This window comes from Luteolibacter sp. LG18, assembly GCF_036322585.1.
Lineage (GTDB): Bacteria > Verrucomicrobiota > Verrucomicrobiia > Verrucomicrobiales > Akkermansiaceae > Luteolibacter.
The window spans coordinates 794788-817443 of record NZ_AP024600.1; the positions used below are offsets into that span (position 1 = coordinate 794788).

12 protein-coding genes and 1 tRNA gene are annotated in these 22656 nt (G+C 65.5%); 9 read left to right on the forward strand and 4 right to left on the reverse strand.

The features are described 5' to 3' along the window. The first annotated feature begins 147 nt into the window (after positions 1-147). A complete protein-coding gene (locus llg_RS03255) occupies positions 148-8697 on the forward strand; it encodes a hypothetical protein (RefSeq protein ID WP_338288128.1) in 8550 nt (2849 codons plus the stop codon). 4 nt (positions 8698-8701) lie between these two features. Here the strand turns inward: llg_RS03255 and llg_RS03260 are convergent, their stop codons facing one another. After that, a complete protein-coding gene (locus tag llg_RS03260; protein WP_338288129.1) occupies positions 8702-9028 on the reverse strand; it encodes a YegP family protein in 327 nt (108 codons plus the stop codon). Positions 9029-9179: 151 nt separating this feature from the next. Between llg_RS03260 and llg_RS03265 the strand changes: the two genes are divergently transcribed. The 8 genes from llg_RS03265 to llg_RS03300 all read left to right on the forward strand — a co-directional run bounded on the left by llg_RS03265 (position 9180) and on the right by llg_RS03300 (position 21248). Continuing rightward, positions 9180-10466, forward strand: a complete 1287-nt coding sequence (locus llg_RS03265; RefSeq protein WP_338288130.1) for a hypothetical protein — start codon at positions 9180-9182, stop codon at positions 10464-10466. 61 nt (positions 10467-10527) lie between these two features. Then, the gene (locus llg_RS03270) at positions 10528-11604 is read left to right on the forward strand and encodes a M42 family metallopeptidase (protein ID WP_338288131.1); all 1077 of its coding nucleotides are present in this window, start codon (positions 10528-10530) and stop codon (positions 11602-11604) included. Continuing rightward, on the forward strand, positions 11601-13562 hold the full coding sequence (locus tag llg_RS03275) for a hypothetical protein (protein WP_338288132.1): 1962 nt from the start codon (positions 11601-11603) through the stop codon (positions 13560-13562). The genes llg_RS03270 and llg_RS03275 overlap by 4 nt, the downstream gene beginning before the upstream one ends. Then, positions 13559-14536: a MoxR family ATPase gene (locus llg_RS03280; RefSeq protein ID WP_338288133.1), complete on the forward strand. Its 978-nt coding sequence runs from the start codon at positions 13559-13561 to the stop codon at positions 14534-14536. Before llg_RS03275 ends, llg_RS03280 begins: the two co-directional genes overlap by 4 nt. Further along, positions 14533-15939: a DUF58 domain-containing protein gene (locus llg_RS03285; RefSeq protein ID WP_338288134.1), complete on the forward strand. Its 1407-nt coding sequence runs from the start codon at positions 14533-14535 to the stop codon at positions 15937-15939. Before llg_RS03280 ends, llg_RS03285 begins: the two co-directional genes overlap by 4 nt. An 18-nt stretch (positions 15940-15957) precedes the next feature. Continuing rightward, complete coding sequence (locus llg_RS03290) at positions 15958-18069, forward strand: transglutaminase-like domain-containing protein (RefSeq protein WP_338288135.1); 2112 nt, start codon at positions 15958-15960, stop codon at positions 18067-18069. A 308-nt stretch (positions 18070-18377) separates the two neighbouring features. Further along, on the forward strand, positions 18378-19424 hold the full coding sequence (ilvC, locus tag llg_RS03295; protein ID WP_338288136.1) for a ketol-acid reductoisomerase: 1047 nt from the start codon (positions 18378-18380) through the stop codon (positions 19422-19424). A 252-nt stretch (positions 19425-19676) separates the two neighbouring features. Next, positions 19677-21248, forward strand: a complete 1572-nt coding sequence (locus tag llg_RS03300) for an MFS transporter (protein ID WP_338288137.1) — start codon at positions 19677-19679, stop codon at positions 21246-21248. Between the two features lie 76 nt (positions 21249-21324). Here the strand turns inward: llg_RS03300 and llg_RS03305 are convergent, their stop codons facing one another. From llg_RS03305 to llg_RS03315, 3 genes are all read right to left on the reverse strand, one after another. Further along, a complete protein-coding gene (locus tag llg_RS03305; RefSeq protein ID WP_338288138.1) occupies positions 21325-21966 on the reverse strand; it encodes a protein-L-isoaspartate(D-aspartate) O-methyltransferase in 642 nt (213 codons plus the stop codon). A 91-nt stretch (positions 21967-22057) separates the two neighbouring features. Then, entirely contained in the window at positions 22058-22522 is a 465-nt protein-coding gene (locus llg_RS03310) for a hypothetical protein (protein WP_338288139.1), read from the reverse strand. Between the two features lie 58 nt (positions 22523-22580). Then, a tRNA-Val gene (locus llg_RS03315) sits at positions 22581-22655 on the reverse strand. Position 22656: the final 1 nt, after the last annotated feature.

Consider the following 22656-nt stretch of genomic DNA (forward strand, 5'->3'; position numbering starts at 1 on the left):
CAATTACCACGCGGGACGTCCCGGAGCTGGCGATTCTTTCACCGCGGCGGCGACCGGGCAAATCGCCCGGCTGCCCCGTGTAAATTAATCGTCAAGGAATCTCACGTCTCTTGTCGCCGCACCGTGCCGATATGTTATGCACTATCCGTGCACTCCGCATTCCTCCGCTGCCTGCTGGCAGGCTCTCTGGTTTTTTCCTCTACCTACCTTTCCGCCGAGGAGATCCAGCTTTCCGAAAAAGCGTCGAGATATCACGAGGCGCTGCTGGGACGCCCCTCCAGCGACACCCTTTACCGGCGGTTCGTGGAAGCGTGGCGGGAAGACGGATCGACCAACGAGCTGGAGCAATTTCTCATCAAACGCGCCGACGTTGGCCGACCCGCGGACTGGGCGGTGCTGGCGCGGAACCAATTGCTCGCCGGAAAAGAAAAGGAGGCGATGGCCAGCTTCGACAAGGCTCTGGCCGCGGGAGCCGAACCGGGATGGATCGAGCTGGAAATCGCCCGCATGCACCTCCGTGCCGGGCGCTTCGACGAAGCCATCGCCCATGCCGACAAGGTGCCCGCCACCGCCGCCGAGTTCCCGGAGGCCGTCCGTGCCGCCGGTGAAGCCGCTGCCCGCGCCGGGCAGGGCGAGGATGCCGTGGCCCGCTGGACGAAGGCGCTCGATGCCGCGCCGGACGATCTCGACCTGCTGGCCGACCTGATCCGCACCGCGGGCCGCGAGGGACAGAAGGAAGCGGCCCTTACCTTCAGCCAGCGGCGGGTGGAACGGGAAAAGGATCCGTTCAAGAAAACCGAGGCCCGTCTCGATCGCGCCGATCTGCTCACCGCCGCCGGGCGCACCGATGAGGCCCTGGCCGAATGGACCGCCGCCCTCGATACCTCCGGGACGGATTCGTGGCTGGAATCGGAAATCCTCACCCGCGCGGAGAAGAGCAGCCGCAACCGGCAGGGCGACACCGGCTGGCTCAAGCAGATCGCCGCATGGAGCACCGCATTTCCCAACCGCATGGAAATCGTGCGCCGCCATGCCCGTGCGCTGGCCGCAACCGGTGATCCCAACACCGCCTTCACCCTGCTCACCGAGCTCCTCAAACGCATTCCCGGCGATCAAGCGCTGCGGTTGGAACGCATCGATCTCCTCGACCGCGGCAACCGTCTGGATGAAGCCGCCGTCGAGTGGCGGAAGCTCGCAGCGGACGACCCGAAGAACGAAACCCCGTGGCTGAAACTCGCGGACCTCCAATTCCGGTTGGACCGCCCCGCGGAGATCCGTTCGGCCCTGGAGGGGCTCTCGAAACTCTCCTCCGCCGATCCCCTGAAGCAGGTCAACCAAAGCGACCTGTGGTTCCGCTACGGCCTGGCCTCGGAAGGCGAGGCCCGTTTGCGCGAGCTCGCGAATGGAGCGGCTGGAGCCCAGGCCGAGCAACGGCTGGCGCAGTATCTCGCCAGGATCGGCCGGCCCAAGGACGCGATCGAGTGGTGGCGGAAACTGGGAGCCCGCCCGGCACTCACCGATCTTCTCGCCGCGGCCCAGGGCCTGGGCACCGCGGGTTCGCATGACGCGGCATTCACTCTCCTTGTTTCCCGCCAACAGGAGTTCGCGAAACTCCCGGACTACCGTGCCGCCTACGCACCTGCGGCCCTGACCGCCCAACAACCGGCCAAGGTGCTGGAAATCGCAGCCGATCTGCTCAAGGACGGCGCGGCCGCCGGCAATTACGACGCCGCCATCGGATGGATCGCGACCGCCACCGAGGCCGCAGGCGAGCGGGACGCATGGATCAGGACTCTCCAGGAAAACCCGGCCCGCAGCGTGGCGGAGACGCTGCTGCTCGGCCGCCTCTTCGTGGGAGCGAACCGCCCGGCGGACGCGGATACCCTGCTCGGGGCCTCCACCGATCCCCTGCTGCGGGACGGCCACATCGCCCTGCTGCAGCGCCAGGGCAAAACCCGCGAGGCGGTCGAACGCCTCGGCACCCAACCACCGGCCGACCGCCTCCAGGAGGCGGCCTGGCAACGCCGGGTGGCGGGCTTGAAGCGTGCAGCCGGAGATCCCGCCGGAGCCCTGGCCGCTTGCCTGCGTTGGCGCGAGCTGGCACCGGAGGAAATGAACGCTTGGCTCGAAGAAGCCCGGCTGCTCCTCGTCACCGACGCCCGGGCGGCGGAAAAACAGCTCCGCAAGGCCGTGGCCCGCTTCGACAAGGAGCCCGTCTTCCGCACCATGCTGATGGAGGCCGTTGAAAACAACGGCGACGCCCGCGGCGCGATCGAACTCGCCTGGCAGCAATATTCGGTCGCGGAGAACTCCGCCGACCAAAGCCGCTGGCTCCACCGGCTCGCCGAACTCGGGCAGCGCTACAACCTGCTGCCCGATATCGTGGAAGAATTCCGCACCCGCGGCCGCCGCGACCCTCTCTCCCCCTCCCCATGGCTGGGCCTGGCCGAGTGCGCGAAATTGCAGAACAACACCCGCGACGTGGTCGAAGCCCTCCAACAGGCAGCCCAGCGCGCCCCGCGTGATGCGGCGATCCTTGGGGAACTCGCCACCCTCGACGAGCGCTCCGGCAACAACACGAACGCCATCGCCCGCTTCGAGGACATCGCCCGCCTCGCCCCCGGCCCCGAATCCGCCCGGCAACTCGCCCAGGCCCGCGTCCGCAATGGCCAGATCGCGCGCGGTCTGCTGGAGATCCAGGCCCTTGCGGGTGAAGCGGGCACCGATATCCGGGTGATTGAAAGCACCGCGGTCTCGGTCGCCTCCGCCGGCTGGACGGAAGCCGCCATCGATCTGCTCCGGAACATCGACCCCAAACTCCACGACATCCGTTCCCAACTCACCCTTGGCAAGCTCCTGGCCATCGATGGTCACGAACGGGAGGCCAACGCCTTGTTCCTGGCCATCCTCCGGACCCCGGAACCTCCGCCGTCGACTCCGGAGGAAGAACAGGCGCGCCAGGGCAAAAGCAACTGGCCCGAGGCCACCCGGATCAACCAACTGATCCAAACTTTCACCTCATCGATCCGGAACCAAGCGTCCGGCGGAGTCGCGTCCGTTCTCCAGAACACCTATGGCCACCAGCCCGGCTATGAGAGGGATCTCTGCGCCGCCCACGCACTGGCCACCGCCCTCACCCTGGACGATGACGTGTGGCGCGCCAATGTGGACGCCATCCCGATCCTGAAATCAGGATCGAAGGAGGAATGGCGGCAGACGCTCGACGAAGCGATGTCCTACGACAGCGCCCCCTCCGCCTCCCTTCCCCCGGAAAGCGGAGGACGGCTCATGCTGCTCCGCTACATGAACTACGGCGCGTGGAACTCGCTTCCGGACGACCAGCTATCGAGCCTTCACCAGCGCCTGCGGAAAGCCGGCATCGATTCCCAATGGCAGGTGCTAGCCACCTTGGCCGGACGATCGGACGCCGCTTTGGCCAAACATCTGCAGGAATTTCTCGACCATCCGGAAACGCAACCGTTGGAACAAACCCATCGGCAGACCATGCTGCACACCATCGCGTCCAAGGCGACCGGACTTCAGACAACCTCCCCGCCTCCGCCTTGGGTGCCGCTTGCACGCAAGTGGATCGAAGGCTCGCTGGCACAGCCGGATCTCGGCCCCGGGCTGAGCGTCTACTACCGATCCGTCCTGATCCGCCTGCTGGACGCCATGGGGGACACGGAGGCGCTTGTCGCCACGCTCAATGCGATCGGCCGGGATCACCTGGCGGCCCTGAACCCATCCGCCGCCAAGTCCCCTCCGCCGCCTCCCGCCCCGTTTTTCTCATACCCTTACTGGCAAGCGGACGATTTCGGTTACCAAGGCCGCTGGAGCCGTGGCTACGCCGGGCTCTCCCGCCGGGCTCTTCCGCCACCCCAGCCGAGGGTTGCCCCCGCGGATGCCCGGACCTATCCGCTGTATTACCTGAACGGACTCGGAGCCACCTGGTGCAAGCGCCTTCAACCGGACGCCACGCTGAAGCGGCTGGAATCCCCGGTCCTGCGCGCCTACGTGGCTTGGACCGCGACGAGCTCGCTGAAACAAATCGATCGCGAGATCGAGGCCCAGCCCCCCTTCTCGGAAATCGCGGCCGACCTCGTCGCGATCCGCTGGACCTGGGACGTAGAGCACCTTGAGAAACGGACCAACGAGCTGGAATCGTGGGCGAAACGGCTCAAGGAAAACCCCGGCACCGCCCAAAAGGCGTGGTCGGCGCTCACCGGACTCGCCGCGAAGGACAAGGACCGCCGGACCACGATGATCACCCGGCTCACCGGCCTCCTCGATGAACCGGCCAACGCCCTGCTGGTCTCGCAGTGCGCTCCCCTCCTCCGCGACCAAACCCTGGTAGAGAAGGCCCAGCTCCTCTACGAGAATCAGATGTCCTCCTCCGGACTCTCGAGAACTTTCAGGACCCCACAGCAGATGGGTTTCGGAGGCGCCGCGCCACTCATCCAGATCCAGCCTCACCGCACCGATTGGCAGAAGATCGCCAAACTCGTCGGGTCAAACCAGCAGGACCTGGCCACCGCGGAGGCCACCCGCGCCTTGGAAGGGGTGATCCGGACCTGGAACACCGGTTATGACCGCTCCCTACGTCAGCAAATCCAATCCCTCAAGCCCGACATCAAGGGCGTGGTGGATGCGGCCCTCAAGCGGCTAGCACCAGGACCCGATCATGGGTTGCTCTACCGGATCAACCACATCCGGCTGCTGGATGCCCTCCAAGGCTCACAGGCCGCCCTCGAACCGGCCGAAGCGCTCGCCCGCCTCCGCCCTTCCGATCCTGGCTGCGCGCTGGACGCCATCCTACAGCTCCCACCGAACCGGCAGAACGAAGCGTTTGCCCGCCTCGACGCCCTCGCCGGATCGGATGTCACCGGATTCAGGGCCGCCATGCGGCAGAGGGCCTCAAGCGTGCTTTCCCAAAGCAGCATGTCCGGGTCGATGGATGAATTCGAACTCCTTGGAACATGGCAATCACGCCCCGGGTTCAATGTCCCGGGTGGTTCCCCTTGGCGGATCGGAATCCTGAGTGCGATCTCAAGGGGACTGCAGGAATCGAACGGTGGGGACGCCCAAACGAACGCCGCCCGGCTCAAACGCCTCACCGACCTCGTCCTGCTATGGACGGAGCTGTGCCTGGATGATCCGGAGACCGCCGAGGCGGCGTTTCAACTTTGCCTGAGCGCCCACAAATCCTCCGACTCCATTGACCTGCTCACAGCGGCAAGGCGGGTGATCGGCAGCGGGGCCTATGCCACCTCCGCCGCCCAGGTGGATCGCAATGGGATTCTGAGGGTCCACCAAAACAGTGATGACGATGGTGCCTACGCCTTGGAATTCCTGCTGTTCAACCGCGATCCCGGGGCCGCCATCGATGCCGGGCAGCTCACGGCCATCCGCGCGAAGGACCCCGACCTGGCTGACTGGATCGAACGCTTCCGCACCGCCAAATCCGCCCCAGATTTTCTACCTCTCCTCGTCCGCCAGTCCCCCTCGTCTTCCTTCAACAGCGGCCAGACGTGGCCCGCCACCGCGAAATTCCGGGCCGCCGTGCGGCGGGCCGCGGAACTCCCGAAGGCGGGCGCTGCGGTGGAAGCACTGATCGCGCAGAACACCAACGTCAACCCGTTGCTCGGAGGCGATCCTCGACAGCTCGATCCGCTTTTTGCCCGCGCGCTCGAGGACGCCTACGCCCGCGGGCCGAAAGAATTCGGCCAGTTCGTCACCCATTGCCTCACTCGTGCGGACAAGGCCACGGACGGCAATCCGCATGGCTACAACGCCGACTACCTCCGCCAGCAGGTCATCGGTCGCATGATTGATGCGGCGGAACGCCCCGTGATCGCCTGCGCCGTTGTCCGCCATCTGGCCGATGCGAGGATCGAACTGCCAAACGTGTCCCTTAGCAGCGGCAATGCCCGACTTCTAGACCCGACGATCCATGACCTGGCCGCCGCGCTCAAGAACGCCGGGATCGACCGCCTCGATGCCCTCGCCCGGATCGGGTTCTGGACCCGCACCCGCCAGAACAGCCATGGGTTCGATGGATACGACATCTACGATAGCCGGATGAATGGAGAGAACGAGGATGGGACTCCGCCCCCTCTGTCGTTCAACTGGCTCGCCACGGAAGCCTTGAGCCGGTTTTCACAATCGACGGATCGGAACAAACTCTTCGAGGCCTCCGCCAAAAAGACGAATGCCTCCGCGGCCGAATGGGTCGCCGTCGCGCTGTTGGCACCCGCGGGCCCGACCCGCACCACGTTCGCCCGCAAGGCCCTCGACGCGGGAGCGAAGGAGTTCGGCGCCCTCCCCGCCGGGTTCCGGGAACCGATGTTGAACGAGCTGTTCGGTGCCGCGAGCCCCGCTGAACTGGCTGCCCTGCCGGAAATGGTCCGCGCCCCTTTGCGTAAGAACCGCAAGGCGCAGCTCGACCAAGTCGAAAAGGATCTGGAAAAGGCCGTCAGCCTCCTGAACGACAACTCCCCCACCGATCCCTATCGCCGCCAACGGGCCGGCGGCGTGATCCAGCAACGCGTCCAGCTCCTCGCCCAAATGGGGGAAATCGAAGGACTCCATCACCTGCTGGTTACCTGGGCGGAGAAAGCCAAGGGCCTTTCGGCCTCCACCCTCGATCCCCGTTACCGATCAGCAGCGCTCCTGCAGAACGCCCTGTCATCCTATCCCAATACTCCCGGGCTGCTGGCGGCGACCCCGGCGTGGCGGGAGGAGCTCTCCACCATCGACTCCACCAGCGCAGGTAGATCCGGCATCGAGTCATTCTGGAACGCGCTGAGGCAATCCACGCAGTCCTCTCTCGGCTCCCAAGCGATCTCCCGGGACGCGTGGGGTGGTTTGACGGCGGTATCACCGAAGGTCCAGGCCACCTACCTGATGTCCGCCGAGTCCCTCACCTACCTGTTGGAGCGTCAATCGAAGGAAACCGTCGGCGGCTGGCTCACCGCGGCAAAAAGCTCTCCCCTCCTCACCGCTGCGATCCACTGGCACGCCAGGGAGGCATCTGGTTCCTCCGATGTCTCCGAAGCCACCCTGCTGGACAGTTACACCTCGGCGCTGGCCGAAGCGGGTGTCTCCGCCCAAGAGGTGGCCAAATTCGCCCTGGCCCGGATCCTGGAGTCCCGCCGCGACTCCAATCCCGCGCGTCCGGATGAAATTCTCCGCATCACCACCAAGCACCTGACGGCGATGGGAAGCGCCGCGACCTCCTCTCATGAGCAGGCCTCCTCGCTTCTTTACCAGATGACCTCCCGGTCCCCCCTCAGCCCGGAGACCATCACTGAAGCCGGACGACTCCTCGAACTCCTGCTCGGCTCCAATCCCTCCGCCAAGTCGGCGGACAATTCCAACTCCTACCTAATGAGAACCGCGGAGGCCATCGGGCGGCAAGACCTCATGGTTGTCATCATCCGGAAAAGCGGCGTCCCTCATGACAACTCGGCCTCGATGCTCCAGGAGCAGGCTCGCAAGGGCCGGCTCGATGTGGTGGCGGAGATCCTAGTCCGGGACTCGGACGCTTGGTTCGAAGCCCCCACCTTCACCATCACCACCGAACGGCTCATCTCCGCGGCGACCGCGGAAGGAAAACTGGCGGATGCCCGGGGCCTGCTCCTGAGGACCTTCCTTTCGTCCGGCCTCGATGGGTCTGGCGGCAATGAAACCCCGGCGGAATCCCGCGATGCCCGCATCACCCGCCTCCAAGCGGAATTCCAAAACTCGAAGATCGAGGAGGCTGCAATCCGCAGGGCGCTGTATGTCTACCTCGCCCAACCCGCCGCCTATCTCCTAGGCAGGACCGCGGTGGCGGAGGAATTCCGGGAAGTCGATTGGAGCCGCCTCCCCACTCCCAGCGATGACCGGGCGAACGGATTCCAGAAGTTCGGGATGGCCCGACGTCTCCTCACCTTCACCACCTGCTCCGCGCTCCACGCCGGAGACACCGCTTCTCTCCAATCGTTCACCCACATGCTGGAGTCCATCCCTCAGGCGGTGACCCGGACCGAGGCAGCCCAGTCAATGATCACCCAGAATGCGCAGCCCATCGCGCTGACCCTGCTCGTCCTCGCCGGAAAAAATGGCGGCACGCTGCCGGAGCCCTTGCGGCCGGTGACCCGCGACTTCCTCACCGCGATCCTGAACACCATCGGGGCAACCAGCACCTCCAGCTACCGGAGCCAGCCCTTCGACGCATTGGCGCTCGTCTTGGTTCCCGCCGACGAAGATCCCGGCAAGCTCGCCCCGCTCGTCGCTCCCGCGGCAAAAGACTGGCCGGATTCGTTGCAGAAGACGCTTGAAACCCTGCAAATCCAACGGGTTTCACGGGACGTCGATCTGCGGCTCACCATCCTGAAACTAGCGGCGAAAACCCCGCGGCTGGCCAGATTTCTGGAAAACTCCGGCCGGACTTCCCTATGGGACGGGATGCCAGCGGAAGGACCGACCCGCGCGGCCTTCGTGAAAGAAGTCCTGGGCGATCCGGCCCTCCGGGCGAAGCTCGCCCCGGTGAATGTCGCCAGCCTGCCCGGCAGGAATCCGACCTCGGAAACCGTCGATCTCATCCAGCTCTACCTGAACGAGCAGCGCGGCCGCCTCGATCCCGAGGCGGCCAAGCGAATCGAATCGTGGATCGAAGCCACCCGCAAGAAGCTCGGCGGGGAGCCATCCAAATGACACCTCAGGCGGTGAGATCCTTGGTCTCGCCGCCCGCGTTCTTGATCACCGAGGCGATGCCGTTCTCCGCGGCCGCCTCCGTGACGTATTGCTGGCTCTGGCCGATAATCTGGCCATTGCCCGCCTTCAGCACGAAATACGACTTCCCGCTGGAGCTCTGGCGGATCTCGAAATTCTTGCGGTCGGTCCCGTTCTTTTTCACGGACGCAATGCCGTTTTCCGCCGAAGGCTTCGCCTCGTAAGCCTCGCTGGAGAGGATGATCTCGCCATTCCCCGCCTTGAGCCGGAAGTGGTATTTACCGGACGCCTCGCTTTTGAAGAGTTCGTACATGGTGGTTTCGTGGATTCATCGTGACTAACTGTTATTTTCCCACGAAAGGCAAGCCCGGCCCGTCCATGCCGCCGTCGATTCCATCGGTAAAAACTCCGTCAACCGGTCGGCGTATCTTGCGGCCAACCACGAGCGATGGCTTATCGGAGGAATGCACCTCGCGTTCACCGGCCTCCTGTCGCTCATCCTGCTTGCCCTGGCCGTGCCGGTCCGGGCCTACGAACCACCGGTAGACGAGAAGCTCCCGGCTCTCCTCCTGGAAGGGAAGACCGATCAAGCGCTGGCGCTGCTGCCCTTGGAACCGGACAGCCTGATCCACCCGCCCCACTACAGCCCGGCGTTGGAGAAGGCGATCCAGCAGGAACTCGCGGCCGGCCACCTGAAGGATGCACGCGGACTGCTGCTGCGAGCGATCCTGTCCGGCGGCGAAAATACAGCGCCCGACACGGAGACTCCGTCCGCCCGCATGGCCCGCCTGCAAGCGGAGTTCCACGCTCTCAAGATCGACGATTCCGCGCTGCGCCGGGCGCTCCTCGCGCACCTCGTCACGACCGCAGACTGCATCCTCGGCCGGGTGCCTGATTTGGGGGATTTCCGGAACGAGGACTGGGAGACATGGGCAAAGGGGCCTCTCGCGGCCGAAAACCGGGACACCTCGGATGACCTAATTCGCCATACCACCATCGCCAGACGGATGCTCCTCCTCACCACCTGTGCCAGCCTCCATGCGGGAAACCCCGCGGCCTTGGATTCATTGACCCGCGCCCTGTCCCTGGCAGGCAGCGATGAGCACCCGGTGAGCCGCGATCTGCTGCTGGTGGACGGCCCCGTGATCACCCTGACGCTGCTGACCATCGCCGAACGGCATGGCGGCGCCTTACCGGAAGCGATCGAAACAGCCGCCCGCCGACATCTCACCACGTCCTTGGAAGCCCGCACGGCCCCCTTGTATGTCGATCCACCCCTCGATTCCCAAACGGCAATTCTTGCGCGCGACGCACGGGACCTCACCCGATTGAACGGGCTCTTCCGGACTTCATGGTCCCGTCTTTCTCCCCTCGATCGCCTCACCATGCATGCCGGCGTCTGGTGCCGGCCGGCGGATGAAGGCGTGGTCCGGATGATGGTTCGGCTGGCATTGAAGAATCCGCGGTTCGGCGGAACAGCCTTCCAAGCAAACCCCGACCACCGGACGAATACCCTTACCTCTCTCGGCTGGAGCCAATTCCCCGGCCGTCAGGCAGAATGGACGCGGGCCGTGTTCGCCGATCCCGAGATCCGCGCGAAAATGCCGCCGGGCGCTCTCGCGGGGCTGCTGGCATCCTCGCCGCCCTCACGGGAACTGGCCGACAGCGTGAAAAGCTACCTGCATGAACAAGCCAGCCGGTTGGATACGGCCACCACCGCCACAATCCAGCGATGGCTCGATACTCCGTGAAGGGTTCCCCATCCCCGGGATTGCCAGCGCCGCTGCCCGTGCTTGAATGGGCGGGATGTCCATGAAACCCGACGACCGCGCCTTCCTTTTCGAACTTCTGGAAACCCCGAGTCCGACGGGCTTCGAAATGCCGGGACAGCGGGTCTGGGCGAAGTGGATCGGCCAGCACGCGGCGGAAACCGCCTGCGATGCCTACGGTTCCACCTGGGCCATCCTGCCCGGGAAGTCCGAGCGGATCGTGATGCTGGAAGCGCACGCCGATGAGATCGGTTTCATCATCAAGCACATCGACGACAACGGCTTCCTCCGGCTTGACCGCATCGGCGGCAGCGATGCCGCGACCGCCCGTGGCCGCCGCCTGACCTTCCTCGGCGACGAGGGACCGGTGTCCGGCATCATCGGCAACACCGCCATCCACCTCCGCCGCGACGAGGCGGGCCAGGAAAAGGCCCCGGCCGTGCACGAACTGTGGGTCGATGTCGGTGCCTCCAGCGCCAAGGAGGTGGCCGCGCTCGGCCTGCGCGTGGGCCACCCGGCGGTCTATCAAGACAGCCCGATGGAACTTTCCCACGACCGGCTGGTGGGCCGCGCCCTGGACAACCGGATCGGCGGCTACATCATCGCCCAGGTCATGAAGCGGGTGGCGAAGGAGAAAAAGAAGCCCGCCTTCACGCTGGTCTGCCTCAATGCGGTGCAGGAGGAGATCGGCGGCCATGGCGCGATGATGGCAACCTACCGCCTGAAGCCCGAGGTCTGCGTCTGCCTGGATGTGACTCACGCCACCGACACGCCGGGGATCGACCACGTGAAGTTCGGCCGGGTGAAGCTCGGCGGCGGCCCCTCGCTGACGCACGGTTCGTCCAACCACCCGAAGGTGGTCCAGCGCCTGATCGAGGTGGCGAAGAAGGCCTCGGTGCCGGTCCAGCACGAGTCCAGCAGCCGCTTCACCGGCACGGATACCGACAAAATCTTCCACAGCCGCGAGGGTGTGCCGAGCGCGCTCGTGTCGCTGCCGCTGCGCTGCATGCACTCGGTGGTGGAAACCGCCCATCTGGGCGACATTGAGAAGACAATCGAGCTGCTCACCGGCTTTGTCCTGTCGCTCGACGCCGACGACACTTTCCATCAGACCCTGTGAAATCCCTGCTCCTCGCCTTGGCCCTCGTCACTCCCGTGCTTGCTGCCGACTCCGGCACCCCGGCGGAAGCCGCCGTGCGCTTCGTGGAGAAACTGCGGGGCGGCCAGGTGGACCTGGCTCCGGGCGCGGACACAGCCCTCTCCGCCGCGACCGGCAAGGACAAGCGTGAGATGATCGCCGCGAGGATCAAACGTCTCTCCCGTGAAATCAGCGCCGACCGCGTGGAGGTGGGCCCGGTGAAACAGGACGGCGACCTGGCCGCGGTGCTCGTTCGGCAGGCCGCCGGATTCGATCCCGGCAGCCTGCGGGTGATCGCCATCGGTCTGGTCCGCAAAGGCGACCAATGGCTCCCCGCCCCGGTGCCGGGATCCTTTGAAAACACCAGCCTGGGGTATGACGAATCCCGGGCTGGCCGCATCGCCGCCCTTGAGGCGTGGATGACCCGCGAACAGGTGGTGGATCTTTCCACCCTGCGGGACCAATCCGCCGAACGGCTGCACAAGGAAATCGGCGGCAAAATCCAGAAGGAAGTCCTCCAAAAGGAAAAGCCCCCGGAACTGGTCAAACGCCTGCTGACGGCCTGCGCCACCCGCGACCAAGCCACCATGCTCGGCCTGATCGGCGGTCTTCAGAAGGACTTGCCGCGGGACTGGAGCGAGCGGCTGGGAGCGGTGGGCCGCGCCTTTTCCAAGGAAACCTTCGAACCCGCGTGGCGGCTGCTCGCGGCACCGGGCGTGATCCGCTCGGTGGTGCTGGAGGACGGTGACGACCAACACGCGGCGATCACCATGGCCTGCCTCGATGCCTCCGCCGAATCGGGCCGCGGCACGCTGCCCCACATCCGCCTGCTCAGCCTGGATCTGGAAAAAGATCCCGAAGGACTCTGGCGCATCGATCTGCCCGCTGCCCTGCTGCGGAGCGATCCTCCCGATCCCCATGGCGACGAGGACGGCATCGTGGGCACGGACTACCTGGATGCGTTGCCCGCCGTCTGGCGGCGTCAATTTCCCCTCGCCAAGCTGGACACCGCCAAGGCCGCCAGCGAGGCCGTCGTCGCCGCGCTGCGGGCAAACACCCCGGATAGCCTGCTGACGCTACTCGATCTCGAGGGCGACCCGGAACAAGCCCGGCTGGGTGCCTCCCGGCTGGCCCTCATCTGGCGGGACCTTCATTCCCCGCGGGACCTGACCACGCTGCTGCCGATCGGATTCATCGAGAAGAATGACGGGGCGGTCGCCTCCTACCAGGTCTTCTCCTCACGGCAACCGGAACGCGCGGACCTGCGCATGCTCTACTTCGTGAAACGGAACGGCGGCTGGCACTTGATCCCCGGCCTCCGTCCCGGCGACCAGGTGCAACCCGAGCTGGCGGAAGTGAAGGCCCAGGCCGACACCGTCGCGCCCGATTGGACCAAGGACTGGGAGGATCTCGCGCTCGCGGACAGCCCCGCGCTCGATAGCGTGCCCGGTGGAGAGGGGCCACCCGAAGAGGCCACACGTGGCATTTTCAACGAGTGGAGCAAAGCGATCGTGGCCGGAGACATCGGCACCTCCATCCGTCTGACCGCCCATCTGAAACGCGACCGGGGAACCGCGCGCCTGCTGCGCAATCTCGGCTACGAGTTGACGGGAGCCCTCAAGACCGGCGGCCACGCCACCATCCTCGGCGTGATCCGCCGCGGCCCGTGGACCGCCATCTCGGCGCGCATCGGCAATGCCGCGGACCCGGCGGCGACCTACCCGCTCTATCCGCTGGTGGCCACTCCGGACGGCCCGCGGGTGATGGCGGAGATCGACCTTTTCGCCAATGGCAACCGGACCCGCGATTTCCTCAACGTGGCCGCCTGGTCCCGCCTCGAGGCCGGCGGCAACACGGATGCCGCCGCCCAACTCCGCGAGATCTACGAGATCCATCGTAAAAACGCCGAATCCGACCGGCCTCCCATCCCGGAGAAATGAACGCTCCCACCCACGACATCCTTCCCGACCGACTGATGAGCCGCGCCCACGAGACCGCCACCCGCCTCGAACAAGCCGTCCGCACCGTGGTGCGCGGCCAGGACCATGTGATCCGCCGCGTGCTGGCGTGCATGGCTTCCGGCGGACACATGCTGCTGGAGGACTACCCCGGCACCGGCAAGACCACGATGGCCAAGGCGATCGCCAAGGCCGTGTCCGGAGCGGTGTTCAAGCGCGTCCAATTCACGCCCGATCTCCTGCCCTCGGACATCCTCGGCATCTCGGTGCTGGACCCGCGGACCCATGAGTTCCGCTTCCATCCCGGCCCGGTGTTCGCGGACATCCTGCTGGCGGATGAGATCAACCGCGCCTCCCCGCGCACCCAGAGCGCGCTGCTGGAGGCCATGGGCGAGCGCCAGGCCACGATCGAAGGCACCCGCCACGAGCTCGAAGGGCTGTTTTTCGTGATCGCCACGCAGAACCCGGTGGAATTCCGCGGCACCTATCCGCTGCCCGAAGCCCAGATGGACCGCTTCGCGATGCAGTGCGCGCTCGGCTACGTGAGCGCGGACGACGAGGCGGCGATCCTGGCCGACCAGGTGGAACGCCACCCGGTGGACGTGATGGAGCCGGTGGCCAGCCGCGAGGAGGTGATGGACCTGATGGCCGCCACCCGCGCGGTGCGTTTCTCGGACGAACTGCGCCACTACGTGGTCTCGCTGGTTTCCGCCACCCGCGGCCACCGGGACATCCAGCTTCCCGCCAGCCCGCGCGCCTCGCTGGCGCTGATGAAGGCGGCGCAGGCGCTCTCGCTCTTCGAGGGCCGCGACTACGTGCTGCCGGAAACAATCCAGGAAGTCGCCGTGGACGTCATCGCCCACCGCTTGGTGCTGGAGCCGGAGGCCCGCTACTCGGGCACCAGCGCCCGCTCGATCGTGGCGGGATTGATCGAACGCACTCCCGTGCCGGTGTGAAAGAGGCTCCGAAAGCCCGGACAGCCGACGCGCTGCTGCGCCGTCTCCACCGCACCTATTGGCGCGGCGCGGCACTCAATTACTTTTTCGCCCGCCGCGTCCGCGCGACGGGCTTCGGGGTCGGCATCGCCCTGGCCGTCACCACCGTGCTCGGCGTGGCCCAGCCCGAGAACCAGCAGCAGTTCCACGTTTACCTCGTCTTCTCGCTCACCGCGGCCTTGTTCGCGATGGCTCTCCCGCTGGCATTCTTCCGTAAACCGGGAGCTCTCGAAGCGCGCCGCGAGCTGCCACGCTACGCCACCGCCGGGGAACAGGTCCATTGCACCATCCACCTGCGCAATCCTGGCACTAGGGACCTCCGCTCCGTCTGGCTCCATGAAACGCCTCCGGATCCACGACCGCCCCTGAACTTGTTCCTGCGTGCCCGCGAACCGGAGGAGGCCACCCGCAATGCCTTCGACCGCACTTTCGCCTACTACCGGTGGCAATGGCTGATGGACCGACTGCGGCTCTACGAGGGAGGTCAATCGGCCCACTCCGTCGACGTGCCTGCCGGCGGCACCGTGGAGGTGCCCGTGGAACTGACTCCGGCGCGGCGCGGCGTGATCCGCCTGGACGACCTGCGGGCGCTGCTGCCGGATCCATTCGGGCTGTTCCAGCGCTGCGAGAAACTGCCCACCCCGCCCGCCACGCTCACCGTGCTCCCACCGCGTTACCGCCTGCCTCCAGTGGAGCTGCCGGGCAGCGGACGCTTCCAGATCGGCGGCGAGGCCGCGACCAATGCCATCGGCACCTCCGGGGAATTCGTCGGCCTGCGCGAGTACCGCCCTGGCGATCCAATCCGCCAGATCCACTGGAAAAGCTGGGCCCGCACCGGCCGACCGATCGTCCGGGAGCTGGAGGACACCTTCTATCCACGTTACGGACTGGTGCTCGATACGTTCCCCGCTTCCGGACACGAACTGCTGTTCGAAGATGCCGTGTCCGTGGCGGCCTCCTTCGCCTCCACGATCGATACCCGCGAAAGCCTGCTCGACCTGATGTTCATCAAGGACCGCGCCCACACCGTCACTGTCGGGCGCGGCATGGCCCGCTCGGAGGTGCTTCTGGAGGTGCTGGCGGGGGTGGAACCCGAAACCGTTCCTCACTTCGACACACTCGCGAACCTGGTGCTGAAGCACCGCGAGGAACTGACGTCCTGCCTGGTGGTGCTGTGCGGCTGGTCCGAGGAACGCGCCGCCTTCATCCGCCAGCTCGCCAGCCAGGGCCTGCCCTGCACCGTGCTGGCCACCGGCACCGGCCCGGCTCCCACCGGATTCCCGGGCCATTGGATCGAATCCGGTCAACTCGCCCGCGACCTTGGCTCGTTGCCCATCCGGTTGAAACCCGTGGTGGCCGGGTAATCTTCTTGTCCCCTCCCGATGCGTCCGAACACCCCGCCCCCGTTCCTGCTCGCCGCCGCGCTCCTGTTCTGGAGCGCGATGACGGACCAGTGGCTGATCGGCGTGAGCCTGGCGGTCGTCGTCGAACTGGCCCAATGGGTGCGGCTGCGCTGGGACTTCCGGGACGCCGCGTTCCTCCGGGCATGGCATCTCACCGTGCTGCTGGTGGCGGCGCGGATGGTGCTCACGTTTTTCGAAGGCAACCGCACCCAGATCGTCCAGCAACTGATCGTGTGGGGACCGGCGTTGTTCTTCCCGCTCCAATTCGCCCAGTCCTACGGCACGAAGGAGACGATGCCGCTTTACACGTTCTCGATCGTGGCCCGGAAACGATGGGAACGAAACCGCAAGCTGGGCCTCGGTGGCAACCCGCTGGAGCTCCCCTTCGGCCACATCTATCTCGGCATCATCCTGATCGCCTCCACCTTGGGAAAACCCGAGGAACCCCGTTCGCCGTGGTTCTTCCTGGTGGGTCTGCTGCTGATTCTCGGCTGGGCCCTGCTGGCGCTGCGCAACGCGCGGAAGATGATGATCATCGCCTGCCTCGCCCTCGCCGGCGGGATGGGAGTGAGCGGCATGTTCACCCTGAAATTTCTCTACGGCTGGGCCATCCGCGGTGCCCGTGGAGGAGGCGGGGACGGGTTCGATCCGAACTACTATAAAACCGCCATCGGAGACCTGGGAGAACTCAAGCAGTCCTCCGACATCCTCTGGCGGATGAAAACCCTGCAAGGCCCCACCCCGCCGCTGCTGCGGACCACCCTGTACAATCAATACGACGGCGGCGCGTGGGTATGCCGCGTTCCCCAGCCGACCGCGGTGATCGACACCACTTTCAACGAAGTGCGGAACATCGAGCCATTGCCCGGCAAGGTATACTATCTCAAATACCGCGCCAACGAGGCCACCCCGGCCGCGATCGAGGCCGCCATTTCCGACAGCCTGCCGCGGATCTCGCTGCGCGGGGCGGCGAAGCTGCGGATGCCGCTGCCGGTCCCCGGCCACTTCAGCAGCCTCACCGGATTCGATCTAGACACCGTGGAGCGAAACGACCTCTCCACGTTGCGGGTGGAACCCAAGGACCCGGTGATCAGCGGCACCGTGCTGTGGGACCCCAAAACCAGCCCGGACCGGCCACCGTGGGACCAGCGTCCGGCTCCAGGCACCTTCGTGTCCGATTTGAAGGTGCCTCAGGATGAAATCAACGCCGTCCACACCACGGCCCAGCAACTTGGCCTGGCCAATCTGCCGCTCCAGCAGCAACTGACGACGCTCAAAGGCTTCTTCCAGAGCGAATTCCACTACACCCGCTACCTCTCGATCAAGGCCCCGAACCGCAGCAAGGGCGAGGCCGACAGCGCGATCGCCAAATTCCTCACCACCGAGCGCCGGGGCCACTGCGAGTACTTCGCCACCGCCGCCACCCTGATCCTGCGGGACGCCGGGGTGCCCACCCGCTACGCGGTCGGCTATGCCGTCATGGAACTCGACCCGGCCCGCAGGGAAGCCGTGATCCGCGGCACCCACGCCCACGCCTGGTGCCGGGTCTGGGACGACAACGCGAAATGCTGGATCGATTTCGACCCGACCCCGGTGAACTGGCTGGCCAACGAACCGAGCCGCCAGGGTTGGGGCCAGGCCTTCGATGACTGGCTCCAACGGCTGCGGGAGGACTTTTTCATCTGGCGGAACGATCCGGGCAACACCGGCCTGGTCACCTTGATCGTAGCCACCTTCGGCACCGCGGGAGCCATCGCCATCTTCCGCGGCCTGTGGCGGTCGCGCCGCCGGATCGAAAAATCGTCCGGCCGCGCCCCCCTCCAACCCGCGTTCCGCACCCCGCTCCACGATCTTGAGCCGCTCGCCCGGAAACTCCTCGGAAACCGCCCTCCCGGCATGCCCTATTCGAAGTGGCTGGAAGGACTTCGGAAGCATTTGCCCGAAAACGAGGAACTCGGTGAGGCCATCCGCTTGCACCAACGGGTGCGCTTCGACCCGGAAACCGCCCCGGATGAAGTCCTGTCCCGGCTCGCCACCCTCCAGCGCTCCATGAGAGCCACGCTCAAGGGGGGACGAAAATCCGTCGGGTGATGGAAGTCCGATCGCCCCAGACAACCGAATTTTCGATCTCCCGACCTCCCCTACACACCCGGAACAGTCGAAAGGTCTGTCATTTTTCTGACACCCGCCCGCTACCCGGACGTCATTTGATACCCAAATTGGCAATTTTCGGGCAACCAAACCCCCAATCCGGCAGCCAATCGGGAAGTAATACCTCATTTTTGAGCAATTCTCCCGCTTCCAAGACTTGACCCCGCGGCACGGGATCGCCAGCTTGACGCCTCGCCGATCCCAAAAGGGGTGACGCTATTCTCCACACCATCACCTAGAGACACGCCATGGCCGCGAAGATCTACACCAACAAGGACGCCTCGCTGGTGCCCCTGAAGAAGAAAACCCTCGCCGTGATCGGCTTCGGCTCCCAAGGCCACGCCCACGCGCTGAACCTCAAGGACTCCGGCCTCAAGGTCGTCATCGGTCTCTACAAGAAGTCGAAGTCCCGTGAAGTCGCCAAGAAGCTCGGCTTCGAAGTGATGGACACCGCCGACGCCGTGAAGGCCGCCGACGTGATCTTCGTGGCCGTTCCGGACACCGTGATCCCGGAAGTCTACGCGAAGGACATCGCCCCGAACCTCACCGCCGGCAAGACCGTCCTCTTCTCCCACGGCTTCGCCGTGCTCTTCGGCGAGCTGAAGCTGCCGAAGGACATCAACGTGATCCTCGTCGCCCCGAAGGGCCCGGGCCACACCGTCCGCTCCCAGTTCGTCGACGGCAAGGGCGTTCCCGGCCTGATCGCGATCCACCAGGACGCCACCGGCAAGGCCAAGGAAATCGCCCTCTCCTGGGCCCGCGGCATCGGCTCCACCCGTGCCGGCGTGTTCGAAACCAACTTCCGCGAGGAAACCGTCACCGACCTCTTCGGTGAGCAGTGCGTGCTTTGCGGCGGCGCTTCCGCCCTCGTGAAGGCCGGTTTCGAAGTGCTCGTCGAGGCTGGCTACCAGCCGGAGATGGCCTACTTCGAGTGCCTCCACGAGCTGAAGCTCATCGTCGACCTGATGAACGAGTCCGGCCTGGCCGGCATGCGCTTCTCGGTCTCCGAAACCGCCGAGTGGGGCGACGTTTCCGTGGGTCCGAAGATCATCGACGGCTCCGTCAAGAAGCGGATGCAGAAGCAGCTCAAGGAAATCGAGTCCGGCAAGTTCGCCAAGGACTGGATCAAGGAGTACAAGGAAGGCTACCCGCGCTTCAACGCGATCCGCAAGGCCGAGGCCGCGCACCAGATCGAGAAGACCGGCGAGAAGCTCCGCTCCACGATGAGCTGGATCAAGCAGAAGAAGCTCAAGAAGGGTGCCTCCCAGGCCTCCTACGTGTCTTCCTCCAAGTAAGATCCCGCGATCTTTCCCCCAGCCCGGTCTCCGTGAGGAGCCCGGGCTTTTTCGCGCCCGGAAACCGCCCGACAGGACGCGATTCGGCAATGAATTCGCCTCATTCACCTTCCCGAAACCCACCTTTCCCTAACTGGAATCCCGCCCCGCGAGGGGAAGCGTTTTCTATCAGTTTTTCTTCGTGGAAGCTCTTGCTTGTCAGGGATCACGAGAACGGTTAATCGGTCCGGTCCTTACCCCTGAATTCCATTCATGAGCAGTACCACCGCAGATCCATCAATTGAGCCCAATGCCAAACGGCTACTCTGGGCTGGCTTCACCGCCATCCTGGCAACCGGCGTCGGCTTTTCCGTCCGCGGCGGCGTCCTCGGCCAATGGGCAGACCAGTTCGGCTTCACCATGACCGAGCTCGGCACCATCACCGGTGGCGGCCTGACCGGCTTCGGATTGGTGATCATCCTCTCCAGCTTGATCGCCGATAAGATCGGTTACGGCAAGCTGATGAGCCTGGCCTTCCTGCTCCATTTCGTTTCCGCCGTGCTCACGCTCGCGACGCCGGCGTTCTTCGCCTCGGGCGGCAAGGACTCCGCCTACTGGTGTCTCTTCTCGGCGATGTTCATCTTCGCGGTCGGCAACGGCATCTGCGAAGCGGTGGTCAATCCGCTCACCGCCACGCTGTTCCCGAAACAGCAGACGCATTACCTCAACATTCTCCATGCCGGTTGGCCCGCAGGCCTCGTCCTGGGCAGCGTGGCCTCCGCGCTGATGTCCAAACACACCGACGCCGCGGGCAACGTGACCGCCGCCGCCGTGGACTGGAAGATCCAGATGTCGCTGTTCCTCCTTCCGGTGGTCGCCTACGGCCTGATGATGATGGGCCAGCGCTTCCCGAAATCCCACGCTTCCGTGGCAGGTGTGCCACTCGGCCAGATGATCGGCACGCTGCTCACGCCGCTGATGCTCGTCCTGCTGCTCATCCACGCGCTCGTCGGCTACGTGGAGCTCGGCACCGACTCCTGGATCAGCAAGATCACCGGCGCGATCATGGACAGCCCGCAGAAGGGCCTGATGCTCTTCTCCTACACCTCCCTGCTGATGTTCGTGCTGCGCTTCTGCGCCGGCCCGATCGTCCACCGCATCTCCCCGATCGGCTTGCTGCTGATCAGCGCCGCGCTGGGCTGCCTCGGCCTCAATCTCCTCGGCGGTGCGACCACCGTCGCCATGTGCGTGATCGCCGCCACCGTCTACGCGCTCGGCAAGACCTTCCTCTGGCCGACGATGCTCTCGGTGGCCTCCGAGCGTTTCCCGAAATCCGGCGCCATCGGCATCGGCCTGATGGGCGGCGTGGGCATGCTTTCCGCCGGTCTCCTCGGTGGCCCGGCCATCGGTTTCAAGCAGGACTACAATGCTTCCCACCACCTTGAGCAGCAGGCTCCGGCCACCTACGGCCGCTACAAGGCGGACAAGGAGAACACCTTCGCCGGACTGAAGACCGTGGGTCTTGACGGTGCCAAGGTGGGCGTCCTCGAAGACGACGGCAAGGAACTCGCCCGCACCGGCGAACTGCTCGCGAAGGCGGGCACGCCCGACAAGAACCACGACCAGCTCGACGCCTGGTGGCAAGCCGCCAAGGCTGACGCCGCCGCGGACAAGCCGCTGGTGAAGGATGCCGGCCTCTACGGCGGCCGCATGGCCCTCAAGCTGACGTCTGTCGTGCCGGCCACCATGGGCCTGCTCTATCTGGGCCTGCTGATCTACTTCAAGTCCATCGGTGGCTACCGCCGCCTGCACGTGAACGACGAAGAACCGGCGACCGGTTTCTAAGCCAATCCAACTTTCAACTTTCCATTCCCAAAAGGGCGGCCGCGAGGCCGCCCTTTTTTGTTGGGTAGCCGACCGCTCACACGCTGCCGTGAACCATCGGCACGAAGCGGACCGGCAGGATGACCTGTGTGTGCAGGACGCCCGCCTGATCGCGATCCACCAGAGTGAGGTCCTGTTTCGTGTCAGGAGGGCCCACAGGGATCACCAGGCGGCCACCGGGAGCCAATTGATCCAACAGCGCGGTCGGCAGCTCCTCGGCCGCACAGGCCACCAGGATGCGCTCGAAACGCGGCTGAAGCCCCGGCCAGCCGAGAAAGCCATCGCCGTGGATCAGCTCGACGTTGCCGCAGCCCATCCCGACGAGGCGTTTGGAGGTTTCCTCCGCGAGCACCTCATCCCGTTCAATGGCGCACACATGCTTCACCAGCCGCGACAGCACCGAGCTCTGGTAGCCACAGCCCGCGCCGATCTCCAGCACGGTGGAGTCCGGGCCCGCCCCCAGCAGCTCCGTCATCAGGGCCACCATGTAGGGCTGGGAAATCGTCTGGCCGCGGCCGATGGACAGCGGCTGGTCCTCACAGGCCCAGGGCAGCAGCGCCGTCGGCACGAATTGCTCGCGCGGCACCTCGCGCATCGCCGCGAGCACGCGCGGCTCGCGGACGCCACGCGCCTCGATCTGATCCCTCACCATGCGCTCGCGTGCCCGGGTGTAATCCATCTCCCGTAGAGCGTAGCACGGCCGGGAAAGTTTTCGAGAATCACTCGTCCACCATTCGTTCAAGACCGGGGACGCGATCCGGGACGGAGGCTCAGCCTTCTCCCGGCGGATGGATCACCGCCACGCGCTCGATGCCGTGTTTGGTGAACTCCTCCCAGTAACGCTTCTCGATGTCCTGGGTGCGGGCGCGGCGCTCCTGCTCGCTCATTTTCTCCCACAGCGGCAGGCCGATCGAGCGGATCAGGTCGCGGTCGGCGAGGCGGATGACCATTTCCTCCCAGAAGCTTTCCTCGCGGAATTCCTCGAAGCACTCCTGGAAGAACGAGTTGCCCTCGTACTCCACGGTCACGCGGTGGGCCTGCTTCTCCTCGTCGAACTCGATGATCTCGCCGAAACCGGCGTGGCTGGCGCGCTCGAGGATCTTGTTTTCCAGATCCTCGAAGGCGGCGATGCCCTGCTCGGCTCCCGGTTTCTGGTTCACCGAGGCCACGTTCGCGGCCAGGCTGACCATCTGGATCAGGGTGGCGAGCTCGTTCTCGGTGAAGCGCAGGTGCATGACGGGGCGGGAAGAAACCACCACCCGGGCGGGCGGGCAAGCCCGCGATGAAAAAGGATGGTACACGAGGACGGGATCGAACCGCCGACCGACCGGGTGTAAACCGGTTGCTCTACCGCTGAGCTACTCGTGCG

What these genes read in the sequence shown, in the direction of transcription:
- llg_RS03290 (WP_338288135.1), top strand. Translation starts at nt 15,958, where the DNA reads ATGCGTCCGAACACCCCGCCCCCGTTCCTGCTCGCCGCCGCGCTCCTG.
- llg_RS03300 (WP_338288137.1), top strand. Translation starts at nt 19,677, where the DNA reads ATGAGCAGTACCACCGCAGATCCATCAATTGAGCCCAATGCCAAACGG.
- llg_RS03260 (WP_338288129.1), bottom strand. Translation starts at nt 9,028, where the DNA reads ATGTACGAACTCTTCAAAAGCGAGGCGTCCGGTAAATACCACTTCCGG.
- llg_RS03305 (WP_338288138.1), bottom strand. Translation starts at nt 21,966, where the DNA reads ATGGATTACACCCGGGCACGCGAGCGCATGGTGAGGGATCAGATCGAG.
- ilvC (WP_338288136.1), top strand. Translation starts at nt 18,378, where the DNA reads ATGGCCGCGAAGATCTACACCAACAAGGACGCCTCGCTGGTGCCCCTG.
- llg_RS03280 (WP_338288133.1), top strand. Translation starts at nt 13,559, where the DNA reads ATGAACGCTCCCACCCACGACATCCTTCCCGACCGACTGATGAGCCGC.
- llg_RS03270 (WP_338288131.1), top strand. Translation starts at nt 10,528, where the DNA reads ATGAAACCCGACGACCGCGCCTTCCTTTTCGAACTTCTGGAAACCCCG.
- llg_RS03265 (WP_338288130.1), top strand. Translation starts at nt 9,180, where the DNA reads ATGCACCTCGCGTTCACCGGCCTCCTGTCGCTCATCCTGCTTGCCCTG.
- llg_RS03310 (WP_338288139.1), bottom strand. Translation starts at nt 22,522, where the DNA reads ATGCACCTGCGCTTCACCGAGAACGAGCTCGCCACCCTGATCCAGATG.